The 26,480-nt window shown below is 48.0% G+C and carries 12 protein-coding genes; 8 read left to right on the plus strand and 4 right to left on the minus strand.

Going from position 1 to position 26,480, the window contains the following annotated elements; translation table 11 throughout:
- Positions 1 to 28: 28 nt before the first annotated feature.
- Positions 29 to 4,042 carry a hybrid sensor histidine kinase/response regulator transcription factor gene (locus D0T87_RS18340; RefSeq protein ID WP_163176735.1) on the minus strand — a complete coding sequence of 1,338 codons (4,014 nt, stop codon included), beginning with the start codon at positions 4,040 to 4,042 and terminating at the stop codon, positions 29 to 31.
- 1,087 nt (positions 4,043 to 5,129) lie between these two features.
- On the opposite strand from D0T87_RS18340, the gene D0T87_RS18345 reads away from it, so the two are divergent.
- The 8 genes from D0T87_RS18345 to D0T87_RS18380 all read left to right on the plus strand — a co-directional run bounded on the left by D0T87_RS18345 (position 5,130) and on the right by D0T87_RS18380 (position 19,285).
- Positions 5,130 to 8,147, plus strand: coding sequence for a TonB-dependent receptor (locus tag D0T87_RS18345; protein ID WP_163176737.1), 3,018 nt, complete (start codon positions 5,130 to 5,132; stop codon positions 8,145 to 8,147).
- A gap of 27 nt (positions 8,148 to 8,174) precedes the next feature.
- Entirely contained in the window at positions 8,175 to 9,761 is a 1,587-nt protein-coding gene (locus D0T87_RS18350) for a RagB/SusD family nutrient uptake outer membrane protein (protein WP_163176739.1), read from the plus strand.
- Between the two features lie 170 nt (positions 9,762 to 9,931).
- Positions 9,932 to 12,139 (plus strand): family 43 glycosylhydrolase, encoded by a 2,208-nt coding sequence (locus tag D0T87_RS18355; RefSeq protein ID WP_163176741.1) that lies wholly within the window; start codon positions 9,932 to 9,934, stop codon positions 12,137 to 12,139.
- A gap of 23 nt (positions 12,140 to 12,162) precedes the next feature.
- On the plus strand, positions 12,163 to 13,119 hold the full coding sequence (locus tag D0T87_RS18360) for a glycoside hydrolase family 43 protein (protein ID WP_163176743.1): 957 nt from the start codon (positions 12,163 to 12,165) through the stop codon (positions 13,117 to 13,119).
- Between the two features lie 19 nt (positions 13,120 to 13,138).
- Positions 13,139 to 15,148 (plus strand): hypothetical protein, encoded by a 2,010-nt coding sequence (locus D0T87_RS18365; protein WP_163176745.1) that lies wholly within the window; start codon positions 13,139 to 13,141, stop codon positions 15,146 to 15,148.
- A gap of 84 nt (positions 15,149 to 15,232) precedes the next feature.
- Positions 15,233 to 16,246: a family 43 glycosylhydrolase gene (locus D0T87_RS18370; protein ID WP_163176747.1), complete on the plus strand. Its 1,014-nt coding sequence runs from the start codon at positions 15,233 to 15,235 to the stop codon at positions 16,244 to 16,246.
- 63 nt (positions 16,247 to 16,309) lie between these two features.
- On the plus strand, positions 16,310 to 17,446 hold the full coding sequence (locus D0T87_RS18375; RefSeq protein WP_370526914.1) for an aldose epimerase family protein: 1,137 nt from the start codon (positions 16,310 to 16,312) through the stop codon (positions 17,444 to 17,446).
- A 30-nt stretch (positions 17,447 to 17,476) separates the two neighbouring features.
- Complete coding sequence (locus D0T87_RS18380) at positions 17,477 to 19,285, plus strand: glycoside hydrolase family 2 protein (RefSeq protein ID WP_163176749.1); 1,809 nt, start codon at positions 17,477 to 17,479, stop codon at positions 19,283 to 19,285.
- Between the two features lie 223 nt (positions 19,286 to 19,508).
- On the opposite strand, the gene D0T87_RS18385 is transcribed toward D0T87_RS18380, so the two are convergent.
- The 3 genes from D0T87_RS18385 to D0T87_RS18395 are packed head-to-tail and all read right to left on the minus strand — an operon-like array spanning position 19,509 to position 26,435.
- On the minus strand, positions 19,509 to 21,914 hold the full coding sequence (locus tag D0T87_RS18385) for a CocE/NonD family hydrolase (RefSeq protein WP_163176751.1): 2,406 nt from the start codon (positions 21,912 to 21,914) through the stop codon (positions 19,509 to 19,511).
- A 7-nt stretch (positions 21,915 to 21,921) separates the two neighbouring features.
- On the minus strand, positions 21,922 to 23,442 hold the full coding sequence (locus D0T87_RS18390) for a RagB/SusD family nutrient uptake outer membrane protein (RefSeq protein WP_203558729.1): 1,521 nt from the start codon (positions 23,440 to 23,442) through the stop codon (positions 21,922 to 21,924).
- A gap of 11 nt (positions 23,443 to 23,453) precedes the next feature.
- The gene (locus D0T87_RS18395) at positions 23,454 to 26,435 is read right to left on the minus strand and encodes a TonB-dependent receptor (RefSeq protein ID WP_163176753.1); all 2,982 of its coding nucleotides are present in this window, start codon (positions 26,433 to 26,435) and stop codon (positions 23,454 to 23,456) included.
- Positions 26,436 to 26,480: the final 45 nt, after the last annotated feature.

The raw sequence follows: 26,480 nt of genomic DNA on the forward strand, positions 1-26,480 counted from the left end.
CTCTCATTCTAGTCATATTCTTGCCAAATCAAGAAACATCAAGAGAATTTCTGCGAATAAATTCTTTGGGCGACATATCATAACACTTGATAAACACCTTTGCAAAATAAGATGCAGAGCTAAACCCGACATAAAAAGCCACCTCGTTAATCCGCATATCACCTTCCAAGAGCAGCTTACATGCTTTTTTCAAACGATAATTACGCAAGTATTCGCCCGGGGTTACGGCACAAATTGCTTTCAGTTTCCGTTGCAGATTGGAGCGGCTAATCCCGAGCACATCTGTGAGAGACTCTACCGAGAAGGTTTCATCGGACAGGTTCTTCTCTATTTCCTCGTTCAGTTTGTTCAGAAATACCTCATCGCCCCGGTTGGTAGCCAACATGGAATACGAAGCCAGCGGCGAACGGTTGAATGCTTCCAGCAGGGTTCGGCGGTTCTCTAACAGGCTCAATATCTGTGCTTTCAGGAAAGAAGTAGAGAATGGTTTTTCCATAAACACCTCTGCTCCGGAGCGCAAGCCTTCTATCTTTACGGCATTCTCGGTCTTGGCCGACAGGAGGATAACGGGGATATGACTATAATTCAAATCCGCTTTTATGCGCTTGGTAAACGTAATTCCGTCCACATCGGGCATCATGATATCCGATATGATCAGGTCGTACCCCCGCTCTTCCAACAGTCGCCAGGCGGTATTGGCATCCAGGGCGGTATCTACGACGTAATCGCGTTCAAGAACTTTTTTAATAAATGAAGTGATATCCGGATTATCGTCTACTACGAGAACGGCATTCTTATCTCTTTCTTTCACTTCGGGACGTTCTTCTGCGGCAGCATCGACAGCGGGTACGCTGTCGGTCACATTCTTTTGCTCCGGCAGTTCTTTGGAGAGCCCCGAGAAGGTAAAGGAGAAAAGTGCACCGCCCATCCCACCGTCTACCACCGTGACTTTACCATTCACGATCTTTGCCAGTTTTTTTACCAAAGAAAGGCCAATACCGGTACCTACTTTATTGCTGTCGGGTTCAATTTGGTAGAAGGGGTCGAAGACGAGTTTCTTTAAATCGTCGGGGATTCCTTTTCCATTGTCTTCAACGGTAACAGTGTAGGATTGATCTTCGTTTACCACCATCGTAAGGATAATCTTGTCGCGGGTAAACTTCATGGCATTGGTTAGCAGGTTGCCGATAATCTTTGTCAACACATCGGAATCGAAGATGATGCTTCCCACCGAATCATTGGGCAGGGAAAGGGTAAATTCGATGTCGCGGCTCACCACGGTTTTCTTGAACCGTTCGTAGAGCTCGGTCATATAGTTTTTCAGGTCTATTGCCTCCGGATTCAGATGATAATCGGTGGAATCCATCTTACGGAAATCGAGAAGTTGATTGATGAGCACGCTCAACCGGTTGCAGTTCTTTTCTATCACAAACAGGTTGTGTTTGGTATCTTCGCTCCCCTCGCCCAGTGCGATGACCTCTTCCAGGGGGGCTTTTATGAGGCTTACGGGTGTGCGGATTTCGTGTGCTATGTTGGTAAAGAAGTCTATTTTCGACTTAAATGCCAGTTTTTCCTGTTCCGTTTTGTAAGCATACAGTTGTTGGGTTTGTTTCTCTTTGTGTTTCTTCCAGAAATAGCTTATCAGTGAGTAGATCAGGACGATGCTTAACAGCAGATAGAGTAATCTGGCGGGTAGCGACAACCAGAACGGAGGCAGGATTTCGATATCTATCTGTGCTCCTTCTTCGTTCCACACACCGCTGTTGTTGGATGCTTTTACCTTAAAGGAATATTCGCCGGGACGAAGATTTACATACGTCACACTCTTGTTATTGCCCGCCGGGGTCCAGTCTTTATCTACTCCTTCGAGCATGTAGGCATATTCATTTTTGTTTTGCGACTGGTAGCTCAGGCTGATATAAGAGATTGTGAAGGATGATTTGTAGTGTGGGAAGACGATGCGTTGTTGTTTGTTTAATAGGATCTGGATGTCGGCATCTTGTCCTTTGGAATCGCCGAGCAAGCGGACGCCTGTGATTTCGACCGACGGTATATGTGTGTTCTGAAGCTGCGAAAGGTCTTGCGGATAGAAACAACTGAAACCGTTGATGCCACCAAAATAAAACTTCCCGTCGCGGGTTTTATAGCTGGATTTGTAGTTGAACTGGTTGCTTTGCAGACCGTCTTCTTTGTTGTATAGTTTATAGTTGGCTGGTGTTTGGATGTCAAAACAGACAATGCCTTTGTTGCAACTCAACCAAAGATTGCCAAACGGGTCGTCGAGCACGCCATAAACCACATTGTTGGGCAGGCCCTCGGTTTCGGAGATGTTACGGAACTTATCGGTCTGATAATCATAGACAAAGATGCCCCGGCCCTCGCTGGAAAAGATCAACCGTTTCTGTCCGTCGATGTAAATACTGGTCAGTTTGCTGCCAACCACGGGGTCGTCGCTGCTAATGATCTGGTCGTAATACATCCATTTCCCGGTTTTACCATCCAGGCGAACGACGCCGTTTCCGTAGGTGGCTACCCAGAGGTTGCCCAGATCGTCTTCTCTGACATCGTAAATGAATCCGGTGACCTCGGTGATACGGACAAAGCGATCGGTGCTGCGGTCGTATTTATTCAGTCCGACGGGTGTTCCGGCATATATATCGCCGTTTTTGGTGCGGTAGAGGGAGAAGATACAGTCGTCGTTCAGCGTAAACTCATCGCGTACGTTGCTGCGGTAGTTCAGGAGCTTGCCGGTACGGGTGTTGTAGACGTCGACGCCACGGGAGAAGGTTCCGATCCACAGGTTGTCATCGTCCAGCAGCAGGGCGTGGGTGTTGTGATAGGAGGTTTGAATGGGTTGGGTGATGCGCTTGGTGCGTACATCAAAATGGTTCACCCCGCCGTCTTCGGTTGCAATCCACATATTGCCGTTGGCGTCTTCGCAGAACTGGCTGACGGCTTTGCCGGAGAGCATGCCGTGTTTCACGTCGGCGTAGTAGGTTTCGACCGGAAGCAGGAAGACATCGAGGTAGTTGATGCCACCGAAATAGGTTCCGATCCAGATTCCGCCTTCGCGGTCGCTGGCTATGGAGTACACGTTCTGGTCGCTCATGCTGTAGTACGATTGGGGAATATCTACCCTGCGGCTTTCTTTGCTCTCCATGTCGAACAGGTAGAGGCCGTCGTCGGAACCGATGAGGATGTGGGTATTGTCGTATTGGTAAAGCGCACGGACATGGGTGATGTAATCTGTTTCGCTCTGCAAGCCCAGATAGGAGGTGTTGTAGTATCGCTGGCGGTCGTAAAACCGTACACCATCGGACCAGGTTCCGAGCCACAGGCTGCCTTTCGTGTCTTCGAGAATGGTGAGGACTTCATGGTCGGAGTTTTCGAGGGGACTAAACAGACCGTCTACGGCTTCGAGTTCTTTGGCGCCGGCGTTATAGCGCAACAGTCCGAGACGGGTGCCCACCCAGATGGTGCCGGAGCGGTCGCCGTAAATGGTCCAGACGGCATTCTGCCCGAGGTTGTAGTTTTTCACCTCAACCTGGCGCAGGGTTTGTTGGGCGGGGTCGTAAATGAATGTGCCCTGATACATGGAGCCGATCCAGAGTTTGCCATCGCGGTCGATCAGAAGCGTGTTTACGGCCGTGGTCAGGCGCTTGCCTTCGAGTGTTTCGAGCGTAACGGGGATAAAGGTTTCGTGAACGGTGTCCATGATGTACAGTCCGATGTCGGTGCCGATATACAAAACGCCCTCCGGTCCCTCGGCTATGCTACGAATGAAGTTATTGCCCAGGGAGGATGGGTTGAGCACGCTATGCCTGAAGACGCGGAAGTTGCTGCCGTCGTACCGGTTCAGTCCGTCTTTCGTGCCAAACCACATGAAGCCTTTGGAATCTTGCAGGATGCAGTAGACGGTGTTTTCGGACAGTCCATCGTCTACCTGTATTTTCCTGAAATGGAAATTCTTATTCCCAACCGCAAACCCTTGCAGGCAGAAAGTGAGCAGCAGCAGTGCGTATAGTATTTTAATTCTTTTCATATGCGTAAAGTTACAAATATTATCAGGTATGCCTTAGATGGTGCAGCATTAAAATGCTGGTAAAAATTAACCAAGTAGGGTAAATTCCGGTCATTTGCCGGAAAAGCCCTGTTTTTACCACTCTTTCTTGCCGATATACGATGTGTTATCCGAGGCATTGCTGTGTGTAAAAGTAGCGAGATATTTGTGGGTATGGAAGTATTCGGGAGGTTGTTTTCCGACTGTTGGCTGATTGTCACGAAATAAATATTTGAATCTCTCGCGTACGTGCGCATGCGTGTAATGTGAGCTTGCGAACTTTCATTTTCAAGATTTTATTTACTTTACTTTCCTTTCTTTTGTCTGAAAATGTATGCATTATGGGGGCAAATGTATGCATTATGAACTCAGATGTATACATTATAAAAGTGGGATGTGTTATTTATGTTAAGGTATTTTCTGTACGGGGCGCTGCATGTTGTGGGGTTTTGAGGGGTTTGGTATGTGTTTTGATTTAAATGATTTACTGTAGGGGCGGGTCGCGAAACGCCCGAAAATGGTTTCCTGTGTATTCTGGGCATTGGGCGGTTCGCGAACCGCCCCTACAGTAAATCACTCCTTTTCAATCCGTTATGCTCTAAAACCAGGGTAGTATGGTAACACCGCCAGGGTACTACCCTAAGCCCCGTTGGGTGGTATGGTAGTGTTGCCAGGGTAGTATGGTAACACCGCTAGGGTACTACCCTAAGCCTCGTTGGGTAGTATGGTAACACCGCCAGGGTACTATGGTAGCACAACCAAAGTACTATCCTACCACAACCCCAATACCACCCTGGCGACAATTTAAAGCAAACGGCGGTCATTGGCGGACAAATACGGTCGTTCACATCAATCGGATTTTGGGAAGTGTTATATCTTTGCCGTAGCAACCAACAAAAATGGAAGCCAGGCGAAAATTCCGGTCAAGAATAGTAAATTTCAGTCAACAGTCCCCTTAGACCCATTTATACAATTCTTTTGCCGAAATTAGCAGCATAGAAATTTTAGTAATAGCATACATTTGTCTCGACATTCATTATTTAGTTAACCATAATTTAAAACTAAAAACATGCTAAAAAGAATTCTTTTTTCACTGTTAGCATTATGTACATTATCCGCATACGGACAGAGTGTACAATTAAGAGGGAAAGTTACGGACGAAAACCAAGAGCCGCTTCCCGGAGTAAGTATTTCCATTAAAAGTGCAGGTACAGGTACTGTATCCGATCTGGATGGCGTATATGTTGTCAACGTAGATCAGGGGCAGACGTTGGTATTTTCTTACATTGGATTCACCACACAAGAAATTGTCTACAAAGGACAGAGTAACTTGAACGTAGTCCTGGTATCTGATACCAAAATATTGGACGAAATCGTTGTCATTGGTTACCAAACGGTTAAGAAGTCCGACCTGACCGGAGCTGTTGCCGTGGTAGATACCAAAGAAATGAAGAAAAGCTCGGCCGGAACACTTGTCAGTCAGATGCAGGGTTTGGCCACCGGTGTAAACGTGCGCAGCACAGGTAGAGCAGGCGAAGACGCTTCGATTCAAATCCGCGGGGTAGGCTCTTTGAGTAACAACTCTCCGTTGTGGGTAATCGATGGTATGATTACCGACCCGGGCGTTGCCTTCAACCCCGCCGACGCGGAGTCTATCCAGATCCTGAAAGACGCCTCGGCCGCTGCCATCTACGGTTCGCGTGCTGCCAATGGTGTAATTATCGTTACAACCAAGAGAGGTTCAAAAGGCCCTATGAAAGTCAATGTAAGCGTGAAAGAAACACTGGAATGGAGTCCGAAGTACGACCTGATGAACGCAGCCGATTATATTAAATATAATGACATCGCTTACAAAGAAGCCATCAAAGACGGCATCGGCTCTATAACAACCACGCAACAGCATTCGTCTTACGATACCAACTGGCAGGACGAGGTATTGAGCACAGCACTGGTTCAGGATTATAACGTATCACTTTCGGGTGGTGGCGACTCAGGAAGTTACTTCGTATCCGGAGGTTACTACACGAATGATGGTGTTTCTTATGGAAATACATTCGACCGTTACAGCTTCCGCGTAAATACACAAGGTAAAAAAGGTTGGTTCTCCTTCGGCGAAAGTCTGGCTTATTCTTACACGAATACCGACCCTAACCAGACCAATACGTACAACGACTTCCTGCGTATGATGCCTACCATTCCGGTTTACGATGCAAACAATCCGGGCGGATATGGTTATGGCGACCAGGCAAAATACAACACATTCGGTGTGAACCCGATTGCCCGCGAAGACCTCGAAGACCGTCGCATCCGCGAGAATCGCCTGAACGGTTCGATGTGGTTGGAGTTCAAACCATTCGAATTCCTTTCTTACAAATTCAATGGTGGTATCGACCTGTATTTCTACGAAAACTCCTGGTTCCGCGGCGAAGGTAACTGGACTCAAAACCAGGAACACCGCGATCCGGAAAGTCAGAAAGCACGCGACAATACCTTTAACACGCTGATTGAACATACCCTGAACTTCAATAAAGACTTTGGAAAGCATCACGTAGATGCTGTAGCCGGTACAACCTATCAGCACAATAAATGGGAAGGTCTTTGGGCATCCCGCCTCAACTTCCCGATGCTGGGCAATGGCGACTACCTGACTGTATTGAATGCCGGACAAAGCAACCAGCAAAACTCGAACAGCATCCGGGAAAGCGCTATGATTTCCTATCTGGGACGTGCCAATTACATTTATGATGATAAATACTATCTGACAGCCACTTTCCGTCGCGACGGCACCTCTCGCCTGTCAAAGGAAAACCGTTGGGGAAACTTCCCATCCATATCCGGTGCCTGGAGAATTTCAAGAGAAGGTTTCTTCGATGTGCCTTGGATCAACGACCTGAAACTGAGAGGTAACTGGGGACGCCTGGGGAATGCTTCTATTGGCGAATGGGATTATATCGGAACCATCAACCAGAGTATTGTAACCGTCTTTGGAGGAGCCATTCAATCGGGTGGTACGCAGGTAAAATTAGTAAACACCGGACTGGTTTGGGAAACAAAAGAAACAGTGAACGTAGGTTTCGATGCCAGCTTCCTTAATCAACGTTTAACATTCAGCGCTGAATACTACAACTCAAAAACAAAAGACGTTTTGGCCGATACACCGATTGCCATATCTACTGGTAATCAGGGAGGAGCACCAAAATCTAACGCAGCCAGCTTGCGTAACCGCGGATTTGAATTTACTGTAGGTTGGAAAGATCAGATTTCCGATTTTAAATACAGCGCATTGTTGAATATAACTACGTTGAATAATAAAGTGCTCAGTCTGGGAGTAGGAAAAGAATCCATCGACTCGGGCCAGGCAAGAACAATACCCGGCAGATCATTGGCCGAATTCTATCTGCTTAAAACAGACGGTATCTTTAAGACGCAAGAACAAATTGACAATTATGTGACCACCGATGGCAGACCGATCATGATCGACGGAAAGCGTCCGCAACTGGGTGACGTGAAGTACATTGACATGCCCGACGGAGAAGGATATCAGGACGCCAACATCACCGACAACGACCGCGTGTTCTGTGGCAGCCCTTGGGCAAAGATGCAAATGTCATTCATGTTCAATGCAGAATGGAAGAACTTTGATTTCAGCATGATGTGGAACGGCCAGTTCGGCAACAAAGTTTACAACGTAGCACAATGGCAAGGCCGTTTGTTCTCCGACAACTCCAACTATATCAGCTTCAAGAAAGGCGAAGAACCTTATCAGGTAAATCCGAACTCCAATACCCCACGTATCATTTATGGCGATGGCCGCAACTCAAAGGATTCCGACCGCTTCCTAGAAAATGGCTCATACTTCCGCATGAAGAATATCTCTATCGGATACAACTTCAAGAAGAACTGGCTAAGTAACCTGGGCATTGATAACCTTCGCGTGTTTGCCACCGGCAGCAACCTGATTACCATTACAGGATATAAAGGACTTGACCCCGACTTCGTAAATACCAACATCTGGAACAGCGGAACCGATAGCTATGCATATCCCAACACACGTTCTGTTATGTTTGGTTTGGATTTGACCTTTTAATTTATAAATCAGTAGAACAATTAAATTATGAAAAAGATATATGGATTATTGTTAGCCGGTGCTTTACTTCTGGGTACCGGATGTGATTCCAGCTTACTGGACATCGACAACCCCAATGAAGTGACAAATACAACCTATTGGCGATCGGCAGATGATGCACAAGCAGGTGTAAACGCTTGTTACAGCTTCTTATATAAAGAAGGAACCTGGATGCGCTGGCTCTCTTTCCGTTACGACCTGACATCGGACGAAGGATGGAGTTCCTCGCCCTGGACCGAGTTGGCCGACTGGGCGCGCTTCCTTTATAATAATTACAATTTCTATGAAGGAAACAACGTACATTGGGAACATTTCTATGTCGGAATTTTCCGTTGCAATCAGGTGTTGACCTATGTACCCGAGATCGAGATGGACGAAACTCAGAAAAACCGGATACTGGCACAGGCTTCTTTCTTACGTGCCTTGTGGTACTTCCAGGTCAATCTGTTATGGGATAAAGGTACATTGATTCTGGAACCAAAAGATACCAGCTATGTTCCTTCGGATGCTTCCGAACAAGAAATCTGGGATCAGATAGAAATAGATCTTACCTTTGCTGCTACCTATTTGCCAGACTCATGGGGTGGTGCCGATCTGGGACGCGCCACAAAAGGAGCTGCCAAAGCATTGCTCGGCAAAGCTTATATGCAACAACGTTTGTTCGACAAAGCAAAAACAGAACTGCAATGGCTCATCGAAAGAGAAGGGTCTATATACGGACTTATTGATAACCGCGAAAACAACTTTACCGATTTAGATGAGAACAACAAGGAAGGTATCTTCGAAATCCAGTTCGACGATCAAAATAAAGGTGGTACAGGAAATGACGCCAGCATGGCATTCGGATTCCAACGTACACAATTCTACGCTCCCGGTGGCGATCATGGTACAGGTTGGGGCGACGGTAAAGCACGCCGCTGGCTGGTAGACGAGTTCCTGAAAGAAAGAATGGCGGACGGAAGAAACGACCTGCGTCTATATAGCAGTATTCTTTATAAGAACTTTGGTGATGACTTCCCCGATCAATCTAAGAAATACTATGCCAATGCAGATGCTTCGCAATGGTTCCCGGAATGGGGAATGGACGCGGAAGATTGTTACATCCGTAAGTACAACACTTCTTATTACCGCGAACGTGAAGATTACTTTGCACGCAACAACTACCGCATTATGCGCTATGCAGATATCCTGATGAACTATGCAGAATGTCTTGTAGAAACAGGAAGCACACCTACAGATGCCGCCGTACATGTGGATAAAGTAAGAGAACGTGCCGGTATGACTAAGTTGAAAGACAGCCAGTGGAAAGATTGCCTGAACTCAAAAGAAGCTTTCATCAAACGTCTTCAAATGGAACGTACCCTGGAACTTTGCTTCGAAGGCTGGAGATGGGCCGACCTGAAACGTTGGGGCTTACTTGATTCTCAAGCCGGTATTGATGAGCTGAAAGCTCGCGACAAAGATTTCAATAACTTCGTTGTGGGTAAACACAGACGTCTGCCTATCCCAAGGGATGAAGTGGATATAAGTGAAGTAGATGGCGTTAAGCTACTTACCCAGAATCCGGGTTATTAATAATTTAAATTAGATGTGTATTAATATCCACCCCCTACCCCCGCCAGCGGGGGACACCGAGGCGGTGAGCCAGGTTTCCATGCGGATGGTGCGCAGCCTATCCCCCGCTGGCGGGGGCAGGGGGTGGATATTAGACACACATAAATAATTTCATTCAAACCCTATACCCCATGTTTACCCCAAGAAAACTAATATTACCTCTCGTTTTCGCATGTTTCGGCGCCTTATCCGCCCAAAACATCAACAACCCGGTCCTACCCGGTGTGGCCGATGCCGGCGTGATCAAACACAACGGTACCTATTACATTGGTGGAGTCAATACAAATGGCGATTTCTACTCCTCCACCGACCTCGTTAACTGGGCCGGCCCCTTCCACGTAATAGACATGGACAACGAGTGGACCGCCGGAACAGGAGCCAAAAACAATCAGATACATGCCAACGACATGATCTACCTGAACGGCACCTTCCACCTCTATTGGTCGGTAAACCACTGGGGAAAAGATAAACACATTGTGCACATTGCCCATGCCGAATCCAGCGACATCCTCGGCCCCTACCACGAACCCGTAAAAGACCAATGGATGGACAACCGCATCGACCCGCAGGTATTCAAAGACGACGACGGCAAACTATACATGTACATGGTACGCTTCACCGATGGAAACACCATCTGGGTACGCCCCATGAAAGATCCCCGTACATTCGACGGACACCCCATTTATCTGTTCGCCTCCCTGCCCGGTACCTGGGAAACGATGGACAACCGCGTGGCCGAAGGCCCGTGGGTAATAAAATACCGCAACAGATACTACATGATGTACAACGCCAATCATACTTCTACTGAATATGGAAATTATCAACTTGGCGTAGCCGAGGCCGACTCGCCCACCTCATTCAACAATGGCAACAAATACTCCTATCCGCTATTGCATGCAGTCCACACGGCAGACGGCCTCCTCTTCTCGCCCGGACAGCCTAATATCCTCCGTGGTCCGAATGGTTTTGAGTGGTGGCTTATCTATATGGCCAACAAGAACCAGGACAGAAGAGGCCAATACATCAACCGTATCTACTTCCACAACAAAACGATGCATGCCGACGGGATAACTGCAAGCCAGACCGAAGGCTATTATCCCGAACCAACAAAAGCCACTTATGCCTGTACCGAAGAATTCTCTTTACAGGCCAACTCAGAAAAGTTATTAACCAACGAAGCTACTCCGGCCACTTCCTACCTGTTCGAAGCCGGAATAAAAACAGCCTCAACCGCAGGAGTCATTGCCTGGTGGAAGGACAAAAACAACTGGATAAAGGTTGGACTGGAAGCGCCAGCCAGCTGGTACGTACAGCAATGCAGAAACGGCGAAAGCACTACCCAAACATATGCCCTGCCCCAGGACTTTAAGTTTGGTGTATACCATAAAATAAGCGTAGAAAGAAACGTTACTCATTTCTCCTTTCGTATAGACGATATCCCCGCCCCCGGCGCTTCGCCGGTTTTGGAAACAAACATCACCGGAAAAGGAATCCCCGGCCTTTTCTCCGGAAACGGAAGCACGGCATTCAACGGGCTTTTATATACCATCGGCTGGGATGAATTCGACGATAACATCACCGGCTGGGACAATATGGGCACCGCCCCCCTGTTCAAAGCGTTCAAAGGCGATATGCTTTCGCAATACGAGTTCTCCCTTCAAGTAGCCAACGAGGCAGAAAAAGGAAAAGTTGGCGCCTATCCTGTATATATAAATGAGGACAATTACATTTTAGCCAGCCTTGATTTTGATAAGCAACACCTTACGATAGAACGGATGGAGAAAGGAAAAGCCAAATCTCCTGAAACATTCAGCCTGGCAGATTGGAAAACCCAATATGCAGATATTAAATACACCGACTTCATTGAAAAAGGATACACCTTCAACTATCCCGTCTGGATGGATGGTATTCAGTTAAACCGTCAGGCAACCGGTGAAGAAGGGGTATTCATCGACAATATGTTCGATAAACTATCGGTAGAGTACAAGATAGACAACGGGAAATGGCTTCCGGCACCCATTGCTCAAATCCAAACTACGGAAGATGCTATGTATAACGAAGTCGTATTCGAACATCCCATTAAAACCGATGCGCTACGTTTTATCAATAAAGATCCGCAGGACGAACGCGTTTACATCTATAAAATAAGAACCAAAGAGCTATTCAAAACATCGTACAACCTACGGTTCGTTAAAAAAGAAGGCCAACTCTATGTCTTTGTAGATGGCAACCTGATTACCCGGATGAAGATTAGCAATACTCCGTCGCAAGTGGGAATATATGCCGAAAACGCAACGCCATCCTTCAATGGGATGATGCTGTACCACATACCCGAATAATATAACTAATAAAAGAATAGACCATGAAGAAACTAAATTTACTATTTCTTGTGCTGGCATCCCTATGTTGGAGTTGCAGCAGCTGTTCGTCAGACCAGGAGAAGGAAGGAAATCCGACAATTCATTATCCCGTGCCATTGGGAGATCCTTTCATCATGTTGTACCAGGACACCTATTACGCCTACGGTACCCATGCCAATGACGGAATCGAAGTCTATACTTCTTCCGACCTCCTCAGTTGGAAAAAGGAACAAAACCTGGCATTGAACAAGCAAGACTCCTGGGCAGACCGCTGGTTCTGGGCACCGGAAGTTTATCACATCAACGGCAAGTTCTATATGTACTACTCGGCCGATGAGCACATCTGTGTAGCCACCTCAGATTCTCCTACCGGCCCTTTCATACAAAGCATAAAGGAACCGATGATAGCCAACGAAAAAGGCATCGACAATTCATTGTTCATAGATGATGACGGCACGCCTTACTTATCTTTCGTCCGGTTCAACGATGGTAACAATATCTGGATTGCCGAACTGGAAAAAGACCTGGTAACGCTTAAAACAGAAACCATGCAACCCTGCCTGCACGTTTCGCAAGAGTGGGAAGAAGTCTGGCCACGTGTCAACGAAGGTTCATACATCATCAAACACAACGGATTATATTACATGATCTATTCTGCCAACAGCTACGAAAGCCCGTTCTATGGTGTAGGCTATGCCACAGCCACCTCTCCAATGGGACCGTGGACGAAATATGACAAGAACCCAATCTTTCAAAAGCCCGAAACACTTGTCGGAGTGGGACATAGCGCCCTGTTCAAAGACAAATCCGGTCAGCTGAAGATGGTATTCCATGCCCATCGCGACAAGAATAACATTCACCCGCGCGACATGTACATTGTAGATGTAACGTTTACCAACGATGATCCGGCCATAATGAAAATATCCGGAGAGATCATCCGTCCGCAACTTGTTTATTAATCTCTAAACAAAGATAGATATGAAAAAGATATTCACGATCATCGCACTGATCACCTGCACGCTGGCAAATACAACTGCGCAACAGTTTGCATACAAGCTATCCGTAAAATCACCGGGCAACCCGGCCGAAAGTTATGAACTACAAGCCACCCCATCGGGAGAGTTGAAAGCGAACACCGCATTGCCACTCAAAATCACCCGTCAGGTTTCCGAAGAAGGCACTGTCAAACAAATAAAGGTAACTATAGAGGCTACCGAAACCGCATACTACAATCTTGAACAGATATTCGAACTAGACCAAATCAGTCATAGCGACTGCCAGTTCTATATGCCGGGATTCTGGTATCGCCACAACCTGCGTTCACCACAGGAAGCCCCATCGTTCCACACCAGCGACAGTTGGCAGGTACGTGAAGATAGGCTAAGCGCCCCGATGACGGGTATATTTAATGAGAAAACCGGAGAGTACTACACCGTTCTCCGACTAGACGATTTTAAAGATGAATGCCTCACCACGCATCAGGCGGGAGAAGTTATTCTAAGCGGAAAGACCTCCCTGGGCTTCACCGGATTCAGAAACATGGATGGGAATACGGCTTTGGTTTTCGGGTTCCCTTACCATGAAGCTCCGAACACTTATCTACGTAAACTGATATTAGCTCCTGCCGTACAGGCTTTTGAGAAACTGGAAAAGGGAGAGAAACGCGAACTTTGCTGGGAAATAGCTCAAGGCACGGCCAAAGATTTCTCTACATTCGTGGCCAACACCTGGGAGTACAGTTATGATAAATACAAACCAACCACCGTAGAAACCGGATGGAATACGGAAAGCGCAAAACAGGTATTGAGCAATTTCTTTACCGAAAGTTATGTAGACAAATATGATCTGAAGTATTTCTCTGGTGTACATATGCGTACAGACGATTGTGCCAGCGTAGGTTCCGTAGAGGTAGGATTCGTTGGCCGTGTATTGCTCAATGCATTCAACGCATTGGAGTATGGAGAAACACACAGCCAGCCCGGTTTGGTGCAAAAGGCCAACGCGGTGTTCGATAGTTATCTGGTGCACGGATTTACATCCAACGGATTCTTCAGAGAGTTCGTAAACTATGATGATAACAGCGAGACAACCATCTACAGCATCCGCCGCCAGTCCGAAGGAGCATTTGCCATACTGAACTACCTCGACTACGAAAGAAAGCAAGGACGGAAGCATACCGAATGGGAAGCGAAGATGAAAACATTGCTCGACAATCTTCTGAAACTGCAAAATGCAGATGGTAGCTTCCCCAGAAAGTTTGATAACGCATTTAATATCTCCGACGCATCGGGTGGCAGTACCCCATCGGCCACGCTCCCACTCACTATGGCTTACTCTTACTTCAAGAATAAGAGCTATTTGGAGAGCGCCCGCAAAACCGCCGTCTATCTGGAAAAAGAACTCATATCGAAGGCTGATTACTTTTCTTCGACATTAGACTCTAATTGTGAAGATAAAGAAGCCTCATTGTATGCCTCTACTGCTATGTACTATCTGTCGATGGTGACCAAAGGCAAAGAGCGCGAACATTATATCGACCTGGCCAAAGAATCGGCATACTTCTGCCTTTCCTGGTATTACCTGTGGGATCTGCCGTTTGCTCAGGGGCAAATGTTGGGCGATGTAGGTTTCCAATCCCGCGGTTGGGGCAATGTATCGGTAGAGAATAACCACATTGATGTGTTTATCTTTGAATTTGCCACTGTGTTAGACTGGCTGACCAAAGAACGGAACGAGGCCCGCTTCTCGGAATTCTCGCAAGTGATCAAAACCTCGATGTTGCAGTTAATGCCTGTCAAAGGTCATATGTTTGATATCGGCAAGGTAGGTTATTATCCCGAAGTTGTACAACATACAAATTGGGACTACGGAAAGAATGGAAAAGGATTTTATAATACGATCTTTGCACCGGGATGGACGGTTGCTTCTCTTTGGCAAATGCTCAGCCCGGAACGGGTGAGTAACTATTTCACAAACAGTAAGAAGTAGGAATAAAGAAGGGGGCATAAGTAGCTACCAATGACGTGACTAATGTCCTACTTATAATGCACCCTCACTATAAAACAAAAGATTATGAAAAAACAATCCTTATTCAGTCTTTTATTAGCAACAGTGCTATTTACCGGATGCAGTTCATCCTCACATGCCGGGGAACCACCCGCACCAGAGAAAGATACATACACAAATCCGGTAGTGCGCAACAGCCTGCCGGACCCTACCATCATCCGGGCCAAAGACGGTAGCTTCTATCTGTACGCCACGGAGGATGTTCGCAACCTGCCTATATTAAAATCGTCTAATCTGGTAGACTGGACATACATCGGCACCGCATTTACAAACAACTCCCGGCCCACATTCGAACCCGATGGCGGGCTGTGGGCACCGGACATAAATTACATCAACGACCAGTATGTGCTTTATTACTCCATGTCTGTATGGGGTGGCGAATGGACCTGCGGAGTGGGTGTTGCCGTGGCCGATAAGCCCGAAGGCCCCTTTACGGACAAAGGAAAACTATTCCGGAGCAACGAGATTGATGTACAGAACTCTATCGACCCGTTCTATATAGAAGACGGCAGGAAGAAATACCTCTTCTGGGGAAGTTTCCGAGGACTTTATGCCATTGAACTAAGCGCCGACGGACTATCCGTTAAACCGGATGCAGAAAAGAAACGCATTGCCGGAACCGCCTTCGAAGGTACGTACATCTACAAAAAAGGAGATGACTATTACCTGTTTGCTTCTATCGGTAGCTGCTGCGAGGGGGTGAACAGTACTTACCAATTGGTAGTGGGCCGCTCCAAGTCTCTGTTCGGGCCTTATGTGGATAAAGCCGGAAAGGATATGATGGAGAACGGGTATACGGTGGTTATCGGGTCGAACGAACGCTTTGTGGGTAACGGACATTGCTCTGAGATTGTGCAGGATAACGCGGGAAACGATTGGCTCTTGTATCACGGAGTAGACAGAAATGCACCACAGGGCAGGGTATTACTTCTCAGTCAGATCGGGTGGGACGCCAACGGCTGGCCTTATGTCGACGGCAATAGTCCGGATAACCAGGCAGCGATTCCGGTTTTCAAATAACAAGAGCCGGTCAGTTAATGACAGATTTCCCTGACAAGTATCAGGCTCATTAAAAAACAAAATATGATGATCAGAAAGATTTTATTCGCAAGCGCCCTATTCGCCATGTTTGCTTGTAGCGGCAACAAAAAGAATGAATTGCCATTACTCGATAAATCGGCCTTTAATACGGAAGTAGACGGCAAGCCTGTCTCTCTTTACACGCTGGATTCGGGCAAGGGGCTAACCGTACAGGTAACCAACTTCGGTTTGCGTGTCGTTTCCATCTGGGCGGCAGACCGCGACGGTAAGTATGCCGATGTGGCTGTGGGTTACGAAAACATAGATCGCTATATAAATAATGGTGGCGAACGCTTCATGGGCTGTATCGTAGGAAGATATGCCAACCGCATCGCCAAAGGACAGTTCGAACTGGATGGAGTAACCTATCAGTTACCAATCAATAATAACGGTCAGACGTTGCACGGAGGCCTCAAAGGGTTAGACATGGTTGTTTGGGATGTAAACGAAGTTACCCCCAATTCCATCCTGTTCTCTTATACCTCGCCCGATGGCGACGAAGGCTTTCCGGGAGAGCTTAAGATTGACGTAAAGTACTCGCTCACAACAGACAATGGGTTGAAGATTGAATATAAAGCTACGACTGATAAGCCAACCGTGGTTAATTTGTCGAACCACTCTTTCTTTAATCTGAAAGGCGATAGCAACGGTACGATCACCGATCATATCCTGACCATCAACGCCGGCAAAACCACTCCGGTTGATAGCGTTCTTATTCCAACGGGTGAGCTTGCTCCGGTAGATGGCACTCCTTTCGATTTCAGAACGCCAACTGCCATCGGCGAGAGAATCAATGTGGATGATGCACAGCTTAAGAATGGCTTGGGGTATGACCACAATTGGGTATTGGACCGTAAATCGGCTAACGACGTTGAACTGGCTGTGACGTTGTATGAGCCCGCCAGCGGAAGGGTGATGGAGGTATATACCGATCAACCCGGTGTACAGTTCTATAGCGGAAACTTCTTCGACGGAAAGGCGAAGAATAAGTATGGAAAGGCTATTGGCTATAGGGAAGCGCTTGCTCTGGAAACGCAGAAGTTCCCGGATAGCCCGAACCATCCGGACTTCCCTTCTACACGGTTAAATCCGGGAGAAACGTATACGCATACGTGCATATATAAGTTTACGACTAAGTAAATGACTTTGTAAGAAAAATATAATACCATTATGAAAATCAGACTCATTCTTTTAGCCCTTCTCTTCGCTTCCACAGGACTCCATGCCCAATGGAAACCCGCAGGAGACAAAATAAAAACCAATTGGGCCGAAACGCTCGACCCCAACAACGTATTGCCCGAGTATCCCCGCCCTATTATGGAGCGTACCGATTGGGTAAACCTGAATGGCCTTTGGGATTACGCCATACTTCCCATCGGACAGCGTGAACCCCAGCAATTCGATGGTAAAATCCTGGTTCCATTTGCCGTAGAATCCAGTCTGTCCGGCGTACAAAAGAACCTCGGAAAAGACAATGAACTGTGGTACAAACGCACCTTCACCGTGCCGTCTTCATGGAAAAGCAAGACCGTGTTGCTGCACTTTGGCGCAGTAGACTGGAAAACTGAAGTCTACCTGAACGACATCAAGATCGGTACGCACACCGGAGGATATGCTCCGTTCAGTTTTGATATTTCCCCTTACCTCACCCCGGGCGCCCAAAAGCTGGTGGTCAAAGTTTGGGACCCTACGACCGATGGTTACCAACCCGTAGGCAAGCAACATAAAAATCCGCATGGCATATGGTACACACCCGTATCGGGCATCTGGCAAACCGTTTGGCTGGAACCGGTTAATAAGAAGTTCATCGCCAACCTGAAAACCACGCCCGACATTGATGCCAGGAAACTGAGCGTGAAGGCTTGTACCGAAGGAACTGCCTTTGGCGATATTGTAGAGGTGATCGTAAAAGACGGCAATACAACCATCGCCAGGGCGAAAGCCGCCACAAGCGAAATGCTCGAAATTGCCATCGACAATCCTAAACTATGGTCGCCCGAATCGCCCGCGCTCTACGACCTCGAAGTTAGTCTTTACAGCCAGGGCAAGCTACAAGACAGAGTAAAAAGCTATGCCGCCATGCGCAAGGTTTCGAGCAAAAGAGACGGGAATGGCATTGTTCGCCTGCAACTCAATAACAAGGATTATTTCCAGTTCGGCCCGCTCGATCAAGGCTGGTGGCCCGACGGACTGTACACCGCACCAACCGACGAAGCACTACTGTACGATATACAAAAAACAAAGGATCTCGGTTTCAACATGATCCGTAAACACGTAAAAGTGGAGCCGGCACGTTGGTACACACACTGCGACCGCATCGGTATCCTCGTTTGGCAGGATATGCCCAACGGCGATCGCTCACCCCAATGGCAAAACAGGCAATACTTCACCGGAACCGAAGCCGTACGCACAGGCGAATCGGAAGCCAATTTCCGCAAGGAATGGAAAGAGATTATGGACTATCTGCACTCCTACCCTTCTATCGTGACCTGGGTTCCGTTCAACGAGGCTTGGGGACAGTTCAAAACAGTTGAATTTGCCGAATGGACGAAAACCTACGATCCTTCCCGCCTGGTGAACCCAGCCAGTGGAGGTAACCACTACCACACAGGCGATATGTTGGACCTGCACAACTATCCTGGTCCGGAAATGTATCTGTATGATGCCGAAAGGGCAACAGTACTGGGCGAGTATGGCGGCATCGGCCTCCCACTCGACGGACACCTGTGGCAAACGGACAAAAACTGGGGATACGTTCAGTTCAAAAACGCTAAGGAGGTAACAGACGAGTATGTGAAGTATGCCGAAATGCTAAAGAAAATGATCCGCAGTGGCTTCTCCGCAGCCGTTTATACCCAAACCACGGATGTGGAAGTGGAAGTTAACGGACTGATCACGTATGACCGGAAGATTATTAAGGTAGAAGAAGACCGGATACGGAAAGTAAATCAGGAAATCTGTAATTTATTGAACAAGTAAGTTTGAAGAGTCATTCAGGATAACACCGAAGCAAAGCTTCGTATTTGACTCACGCAAGGGGGTGCCTGCACAGGCGCCCCCTTCTACTTTTATATATTGCCGATGAAAGTTTCATGCGTTTGCTGACACCCGGGTGTGAATAGATCTGACACCCGGGTGTCAAGCCCGTTCACACCCGGGTGTCAGCAAACAGGTGAAACCTTCTGTTGGAGATGAAGCTGGTTTAATCTTCCCATTCAATCACCGGAATGGAGATGCGGCTGTTATGTTCTTCGTCCATATAAATGGTTTGGTGGGCTTTGCGGGTCCGCACCTGTTCCGACCACAGTCCGGCGTAATTGGAATGTATACTGTATTGCGGGAAATCGGACGAAGTGATATCTACCCGCAGCCGGCTGCCGGGCTTCACCTGCCAGGTCACAGGCAGGGTTTCTATGTTCAGTTCCACCACCTCATTCGGGGTGTACGCTTGCGCTTGTCCGTAGGTATTGTTCCGGTAGGCCAACGTGGTAATGCCCGTGCGGATATTATACGCCCTGCCGTCGGGCATTACCTCGCTGATTTTGTATGTCAGGCAGGTGTCGTCGCAATCGCTACTCATATAAATCGTTGCCCTTACCGGACCGGCTATGGTGAGCGGCTCTTCCAGAGGTGGCGAAAGGAAGAAGAGAACATCATCCCGATAGCCGATTTCGGGTTGGGGCTTACTTCCGCGGCGGGCAGAAGAGTTGAACAAGGTTTCTCCCCCTACCGACATAACGGGACGGAGGGGATTGTAGACGAACTTCAGGGACGAAGAGGCAAGCTGCCTACTGCCCGTGTGCGGGGTGTTTATACGGTCTTTCAAAAGCTGGTACGCATGGTGGTTTCCGGCATCTTTCCGGTTGCTCAGGCTGTACACAACGTCTTTGTCCCTGCGGATGGGCCATGACGCATACGTCTTCCAACAATCGGCACCAATGAAATAAACCTGCACATTGCCTTCGGGCACAACGCCCTGGGCCACTACCTTGTGCAACCAATCGAGTTGATCGGCAAAGACATCCACATCTTTGGCATGCGGCTGGGGGGAAACATCGGGATGATACTGGTAGAAGTGATCCCACCCTCCGAGTATCAGCCGGCTATTCTTTTTGGTTTCGGGCGACAGGAGTTCGTAACCCTTGAGGGTACCTTCGAGATGATGGTCGAACAGTCCGGCCACGATCGTCATGGGGACCTTGATTTTCGAAGGAATGCCACGCAGTTGCCCCCAGACTCCGGTTTCCCAATAAGGGTCGCTGTAATCGGGGTGCGAAATCCAATCGCGATACCACGGCAGTTCAACACCCAGCCTCTTCACGTCCATCTCTTTGTGCGGACGGAAACGGCTTTCGTCGTAATACGGCTCTTCCGGATCGTGACTGGGTTTGTGGCTCACCTCGGAAGCATTGTCGATGGCCCATCCCGTAAGGATATCGTGCCGGAACAAACCATCTTTGTAGGCCGACAGGTGCCGGTCTATTCCGTAATGATGAAGATATATTCCTTTCACTTTATCGGGCAGCGAGTCGGCCACAATCCAACCGGTAAGCGCCGTATACGAAACTCCGAACAGGCCAATGCTGCGGCACCAGGGCTGCGCGGCAACCCAGTTTACGAGCGCGCGTCCATCTTCGCGCTCATAAACATTGGGTTGGTATACGCCTTCCGAACCGCCCTTTCCGCGGCAGTATTGCTGAATGTACCCCAGTCCGCGGCGGACGTACTCCTGCCCTTGCTTTATGTTGTCGCCACGGGTTTCATTAAAGGTGTAGGGCGTCCGGGTGATGACTACCGGAAACGGCCCCTCGCCCTTGGGAAGGTAGATGCGGGTGAATAGTTGGTATGGGCCTCCTCCACGAATGAACGTATCTTTATAGACATAACCGGCAGGCGGAGACAGGCGGGGCTTGATGATGTTTGTCCAGATCCGGTATCCCTCGTCGTTCAAATGAAGATTGTCGTCGAGGTAAAGTTCGGGACGAATCTCTCCCTGCCCGTCCAGCAACGGGGTAGCCACATCCAGATAAGCAACGCGACGTGTTTTCGCAGCATACTCCTCGAACAGCGCATTCAGCATCTTATGCCTGGGCATTAAAGCCTTGCGCGAACCCGACGGCTTGACGGAAAGAATGTATAACCGCGCCTGAGGGTAATCGTGCAGTAGCTTCTCGAAAAAGAGACGGTGAAGATCGAATGATTCGCCGATGCCGATGTCCGTTTTATAGCCTATAATATCGTTCTCGGAATAGAAAACAATGTTCCGGGGCTGGTACTTGCCGACAATGCGGGTGTAGTTGTACAACAGGTCGCGGATGGAGGCACCTCCGTATCCGCGGTTGACAACGTGCAACGGGGCGAAGTCTTCTGCCATCTTCCTCCACATCCGGAAGGAGGAACTACCGAGGAAGAGTGCATCGCACGTAAACTCCTGCACCTGTTTATCCTGCTTCTCCAATGCAAGAATATCATTCTCGTAACGGGTTAACCAAACGGAATCTTCTGTGTTCTCTACATGCAGGCATCCGGACTGTGTGATGCTGTTTTGCGAATAGCAAAACAGCGCACAGAGGCCGAACAGAAGGCTGAGGATAAGTTTTGTTTTCATTTTTACCCTAATACCCTTTATTCTGCGTCAAATTCGGATTAATATCTATCTGCGTCTGAGGCACGGGAAAGAGCACCCGTTCTTCCGTCAACGTATCCGACTTCCGGCGGCCTTCATCCCTTGCGGGCAACGAGTTCATCACATCCAGTACGCGGCCCGTGCGCACCAGGTCGAACCAACGATGCCCCTCGAAAGCCAGTTCCAGACGGCGTTCCTTGTCTACCGCATCGCGCATGCTGCCTTGTGAAGCCACCACGCCCGTAGGCAGATTGGCCAGTTTCGCACGGTTACGCACCCGGTTGACCAGTGCCTCCGCATCCGACAACTTATTTTGCTCTACCAAAGCCTCGGCCTTTAGCAACAGGATATCTGCAAACCTGATCTTAATGATGCTCGTTGCATTCGTCCGCAACTTATACATGAAAGGATAATAATAAGGATCGTCCTTCTTGTAATGATGCGTCCACGAGGGACTGGCAAAAACCATCGACTCCTTCATCCGGACCGCGTCTCCTTCGTCCTCGAAAGCGCGGATCAAGTCTCTTGAAGGTGTCAGATACTTGGCCCAGTTGTAGGTCGAAGCCGGATTCAGCTCATTCACCCCATACATCGACCACAACCACTGACCGCTTCCGGGAGAATAGGTGATCTCGAAAATCGACTCCTTCGTGTTGCGGTAGCGCACGTCCGTCTTCGCATCGTTGGCAGCAAACAAGTCCGAGTATTCCGGCATCAGATCATATCCGGCGGCTTCCACATCGCTGCAATACTTCACCACTTTGTCGTAATCGCGTAGAGGCTTTTCGGCATACGCCTTTGCCAGAAGTGCATTGGCCACTCCTTTGGTGAGGAGGAACTTATTGTTTGCATCCACCGCCGGAGCATCGGCAACCGCCTCTTGCAGGTCTTGTACGATCTGTGCGTAAACCTCTTCTACCGGTTTTCTTTCGGGATAAAGCAACGGATAAACCTCTTCAATGTTCTCGGCAGTAATTTCCGGGGTTTCCTGCACCACTACAGGGATATCTCCCCAAAGGCGCACCAGATCCAACATAATCCATCCGCGGAAAATCTTAGCTTCGGCTTTCCATCGTTTGCGCTCGGCGTCGGTCAGCGATTGGTCGGGCACTTTATCTACATTCAGTATAACGATATTCGCCGTATTGACGTAGCTCAGGTATTTATTCCAGCTTCGTTCAATCACTCCATTATCGGCATCCTGGCTCTGCGCCTCCAGCGTAACCAAGTTATTGCCCGTTCCTCCGCTGTATGCGTTATCCGAATGGGTATCAGAGAACACCAGCAAGTCCAGCGTCCACTCCTGCTGAGCCGACCCGCTTATCAGGCTATACATGGCATTATACTGTGTTTCCATCTCGGCCTTCGTAGCGAATTTAACCTCCGAATCGTCCGTATCGCCGGCAATGGTCTTCTCGCTGAACGTCGATACCGGATCTTTATCCAACTCGCAGGAAGTATATAAAAAGCACACGGCCAATAACAATAAACTTTTTATTATAATTTTCATATCTGATAGTTTTAGAATTCAACATTTAAACCAAATACAAACGATCTGACCTGCGGATAAGTACCCCAATCAATGCCTTGCGTAGTAGCCGCACCACCGTATTGGTTTACTTCGGGGTCGAAACCTTTATACTTTGTCCACGTAAGCAAGTTGTTCGCCGAAGCATACACCTGCAATCTGTTCAACTGGATTTTACTCAACAACCGGCGGTCAAACTCATACGATAGGGTGACGTTCTTTACCCGGAGGAAAGACCCATCCTCTACCCAACGGCTGGACGATTTTACGTTCTGCGTGCCAATCACCGCACGCGGCATATCCGTAACGTCGCCCGGTTGTCTCCAGCGCTTCAACACCTCTGTCGACTGGTTTCTGGAACTGTACATGCCTTCCGTCTCAATTCTCGAAGCATTATATATATCATTACCTACTGAACCTGTTAATAACACACTTAAACCTATACCTTTATAAGAAAAATTGTTTGTCATACCGAAAGTAAAGTCCGGGTTGGGGTCGCCGATGTGCGTTTTGTCGCTCGATGTTATTCTTCCGTTATCATCCAGATCACGGTAAACGATATCTCCCGTCTGCGGGTCTACCCCTTCGCTGATGTATCCCCAGAACATGCCCAGTGGCTTACCTACCGTCATGCGTACGCAATTCTCACTGGTAGATTCCGATGTCTTGGCATAATAATACACCTGCTGAAGCGTTAACTTGGTCAACTCATTGCGGTTGAAAGAAATATTGAAATCTGTGTCCCACTTGAATCCGCCTACCAGGTTCTTGGAATTGACAGCGAACTCCAATCCCTTGTTGATCATTTCGCCCTCGTTGCGGGTTACGGAAGATACACTGGCGGTCGATGGCAACGGAACATCCATCAGCAAGTCGGTGGTTTTCTTGTAATACGCATCTGCCGTAAACTGCAAACGGTTGTTCAATACGCTCAGGTCGATACCGATGTTGGTTTGCGTAGTGGTTTCCCAGGTCAGGTCGCGATTGGCCATGTTGGCAGGCGACAGGGTAATCATGGCATTTGCTTTATCCTCTTTCGTCCAGTCCTGGCGGGTGATGCTGTACTGTTGCATATATGCATAGTCGCCAATGCCCGATTGGTTACCGGTTTGTCCCCAACCACCACGGATCTTAAGGTCGTCTATCCATGTCATATCTTTCATAAAGCTCTCGGCCGACATTCGCCAACCGGCAGAGAACGATGGGAATACGCCCCAACGCTTGCCCGGAGCCAGTTTCGAAGAACCATCGGCACGCATATTGGCCGTAAACAGGTATTTACTCTGATAATTATAAGCCACGCGAGCCGCATACGACATAATGGCCCATTGCGCACCGGATGTACCATTGCTCTGCGAAATCTTATTGGCCGCGTTCAACGTCTGGATATCCGAAGAGAAGAAATGCGAAGCCGTCTGATAGGAATATTCATAATCCGAAGTGGTATACGAAGTAACCCCCACGGCAGAGATATTGTGCCCGTTAAAGCTCTTGTCAAAAGAAAGAGTGTTATCAAAAACCAATACCGTACTCAACGAACGGTTGTCGGACGCCGTGCCGAATTGCTCTCTACCATAACTGGTCTTCACCGGATCTAAGAATGACTTATAATGATAATATGTCCTGTCCAGTGCCAATGAGGTCTTGAACTTCAAATCGGGAGTCAGCGTTACCTCACCCGAAATGTTGCCCAACAAACGGTTGTTCTTCGTTTTGTTATCGGCACTACGCGACATATTCGATACCGGATGGGTAAGGTTAGCACCATAGAAGTTGTTATAATACTGCCCCGGGTTCTCATCATCCCATATTTTGGCATAGGTAGGCGTATTGATAACCGAAAGCACCACCCCTGCACGATTGGAGCCCGTTCCCGAGATAATTCCATTGCTGGAATAGTCGGAATAAGAAGCGCCTACATTCATTTTCAACCATTTACGGATTTGATTCTCCAGGTTGGCACGGAAGTTATATCGTTTATAAAACGCTACTTTAATAATACCATCGTCTTCTGTATATCCACCCGAAACGTAATACCGCATCTTATCATTCCCGTTCGAGAAAGACAACTGATAGTTTTGATTCACCCCGGTAGTATAGGTTTCTTTGAACCAATCCGTTTCATCCTTCAACCCTTCGGGCAGACTGATGGCCCCGGTTTCGTCCATCAACTCTTTATATTGCTCGTGATTCAGCGATTTCATCTGCTTGATCACGTTAGAAAAACCAACGAAACTATTAAAGGTAACCTTAGCACTACCCTCGGCACCAGCCTTGGTGGTAATCAATACAACACCATTAGCCGCACGCGAACCATAGATCGCAGCCGAAGAAGCATCCTTCAAAATCTGCATCGACTCGATATCATTGGGCGACAAGAAGCTGATGCTCGTCATCGGAACGCCATCCACCACATACAGCGGGTCGTTGCTGGCGTTGATGGAGGAATTACCACGCACACGAATCACCATTTCCTGACCGGGAAGTCCGTTGGGTTGTGTAATCTGCACCCCGGCCGCTTTTCCCTGCATAGCCGCTCCGGTAGAAATGATGGGCCGCTGGTCTAAATCTTTGGTAGAAACGGTAGCCACAGAGGTGGTTACGTCTTTGCGTTGCATCGTGCCATAGCCCACTACCACAACCTCATCAAGGAATTTAGTGTCTTCCTTTAAGGTAATATCAAAGGTATGGTTTGCCTTAACAGCAATTTCCTGTGATTGATAGCCGATATAAGATACCGTCAATACGGCATTCCCGGACACATTGAGCCTGAAGTTACCATCCAGATCGGTTACCGTACCGTTGGCTGTTCCTTTTTCAAGCACGCTCGCTCCAATGATAGGCTCGTTTGAAGCATCTTTCACCGTCCCGCTGATAGATATGGACTGTGCGAATGCACCGACAGATAAGAAAAACACAAATAACGGAAAAAGGATCTCTCTCTTAAAAGTACTCTTTCGCTTACTCTTTTTCATGAATATTAAATTTAAAAGTTAATACTTTATGCATCTTAGCTAAAA

This window comes from Bacteroides sp. 51 (assembly GCF_010500965.1).
In the GTDB taxonomy this organism is placed as follows: Bacteria; Bacteroidota; Bacteroidia; order Bacteroidales; family Bacteroidaceae; genus Bacteroides.

What these genes read in the sequence shown, in the direction of transcription:
- D0T87_RS18395 (WP_163176753.1), bottom strand. Translation starts at nt 26,435, where the DNA reads ATGAAAAAGAGTAAGCGAAAGAGTACTTTTAAGAGAGAGATCCTTTTT.
- D0T87_RS18350 (WP_163176739.1), top strand. Translation starts at nt 8,175, where the DNA reads ATGAAAAAGATATATGGATTATTGTTAGCCGGTGCTTTACTTCTGGGT.
- D0T87_RS18390 (WP_203558729.1), bottom strand. Translation starts at nt 23,442, where the DNA reads ATGAAAATTATAATAAAAAGTTTATTGTTATTGGCCGTGTGCTTTTTA.
- D0T87_RS18340 (WP_163176735.1), bottom strand. Translation starts at nt 4,042, where the DNA reads ATGAAAAGAATTAAAATACTATACGCACTGCTGCTGCTCACTTTCTGC.
- D0T87_RS18365 (WP_163176745.1), top strand. Translation starts at nt 13,139, where the DNA reads ATGAAAAAGATATTCACGATCATCGCACTGATCACCTGCACGCTGGCA.
- D0T87_RS18375 (WP_370526914.1), top strand. Translation starts at nt 16,310, where the DNA reads ATGATGATCAGAAAGATTTTATTCGCAAGCGCCCTATTCGCCATGTTT.
- D0T87_RS18385 (WP_163176751.1), bottom strand. Translation starts at nt 21,914, where the DNA reads ATGAAAACAAAACTTATCCTCAGCCTTCTGTTCGGCCTCTGTGCGCTG.
- D0T87_RS18360 (WP_163176743.1), top strand. Translation starts at nt 12,163, where the DNA reads ATGAAGAAACTAAATTTACTATTTCTTGTGCTGGCATCCCTATGTTGG.
- D0T87_RS18345 (WP_163176737.1), top strand. Translation starts at nt 5,130, where the DNA reads ATGCTAAAAAGAATTCTTTTTTCACTGTTAGCATTATGTACATTATCC.
- D0T87_RS18370 (WP_163176747.1), top strand. Translation starts at nt 15,233, where the DNA reads ATGAAAAAACAATCCTTATTCAGTCTTTTATTAGCAACAGTGCTATTT.
- D0T87_RS18355 (WP_163176741.1), top strand. Translation starts at nt 9,932, where the DNA reads ATGTTTACCCCAAGAAAACTAATATTACCTCTCGTTTTCGCATGTTTC.
- D0T87_RS18380 (WP_163176749.1), top strand. Translation starts at nt 17,477, where the DNA reads ATGAAAATCAGACTCATTCTTTTAGCCCTTCTCTTCGCTTCCACAGGA.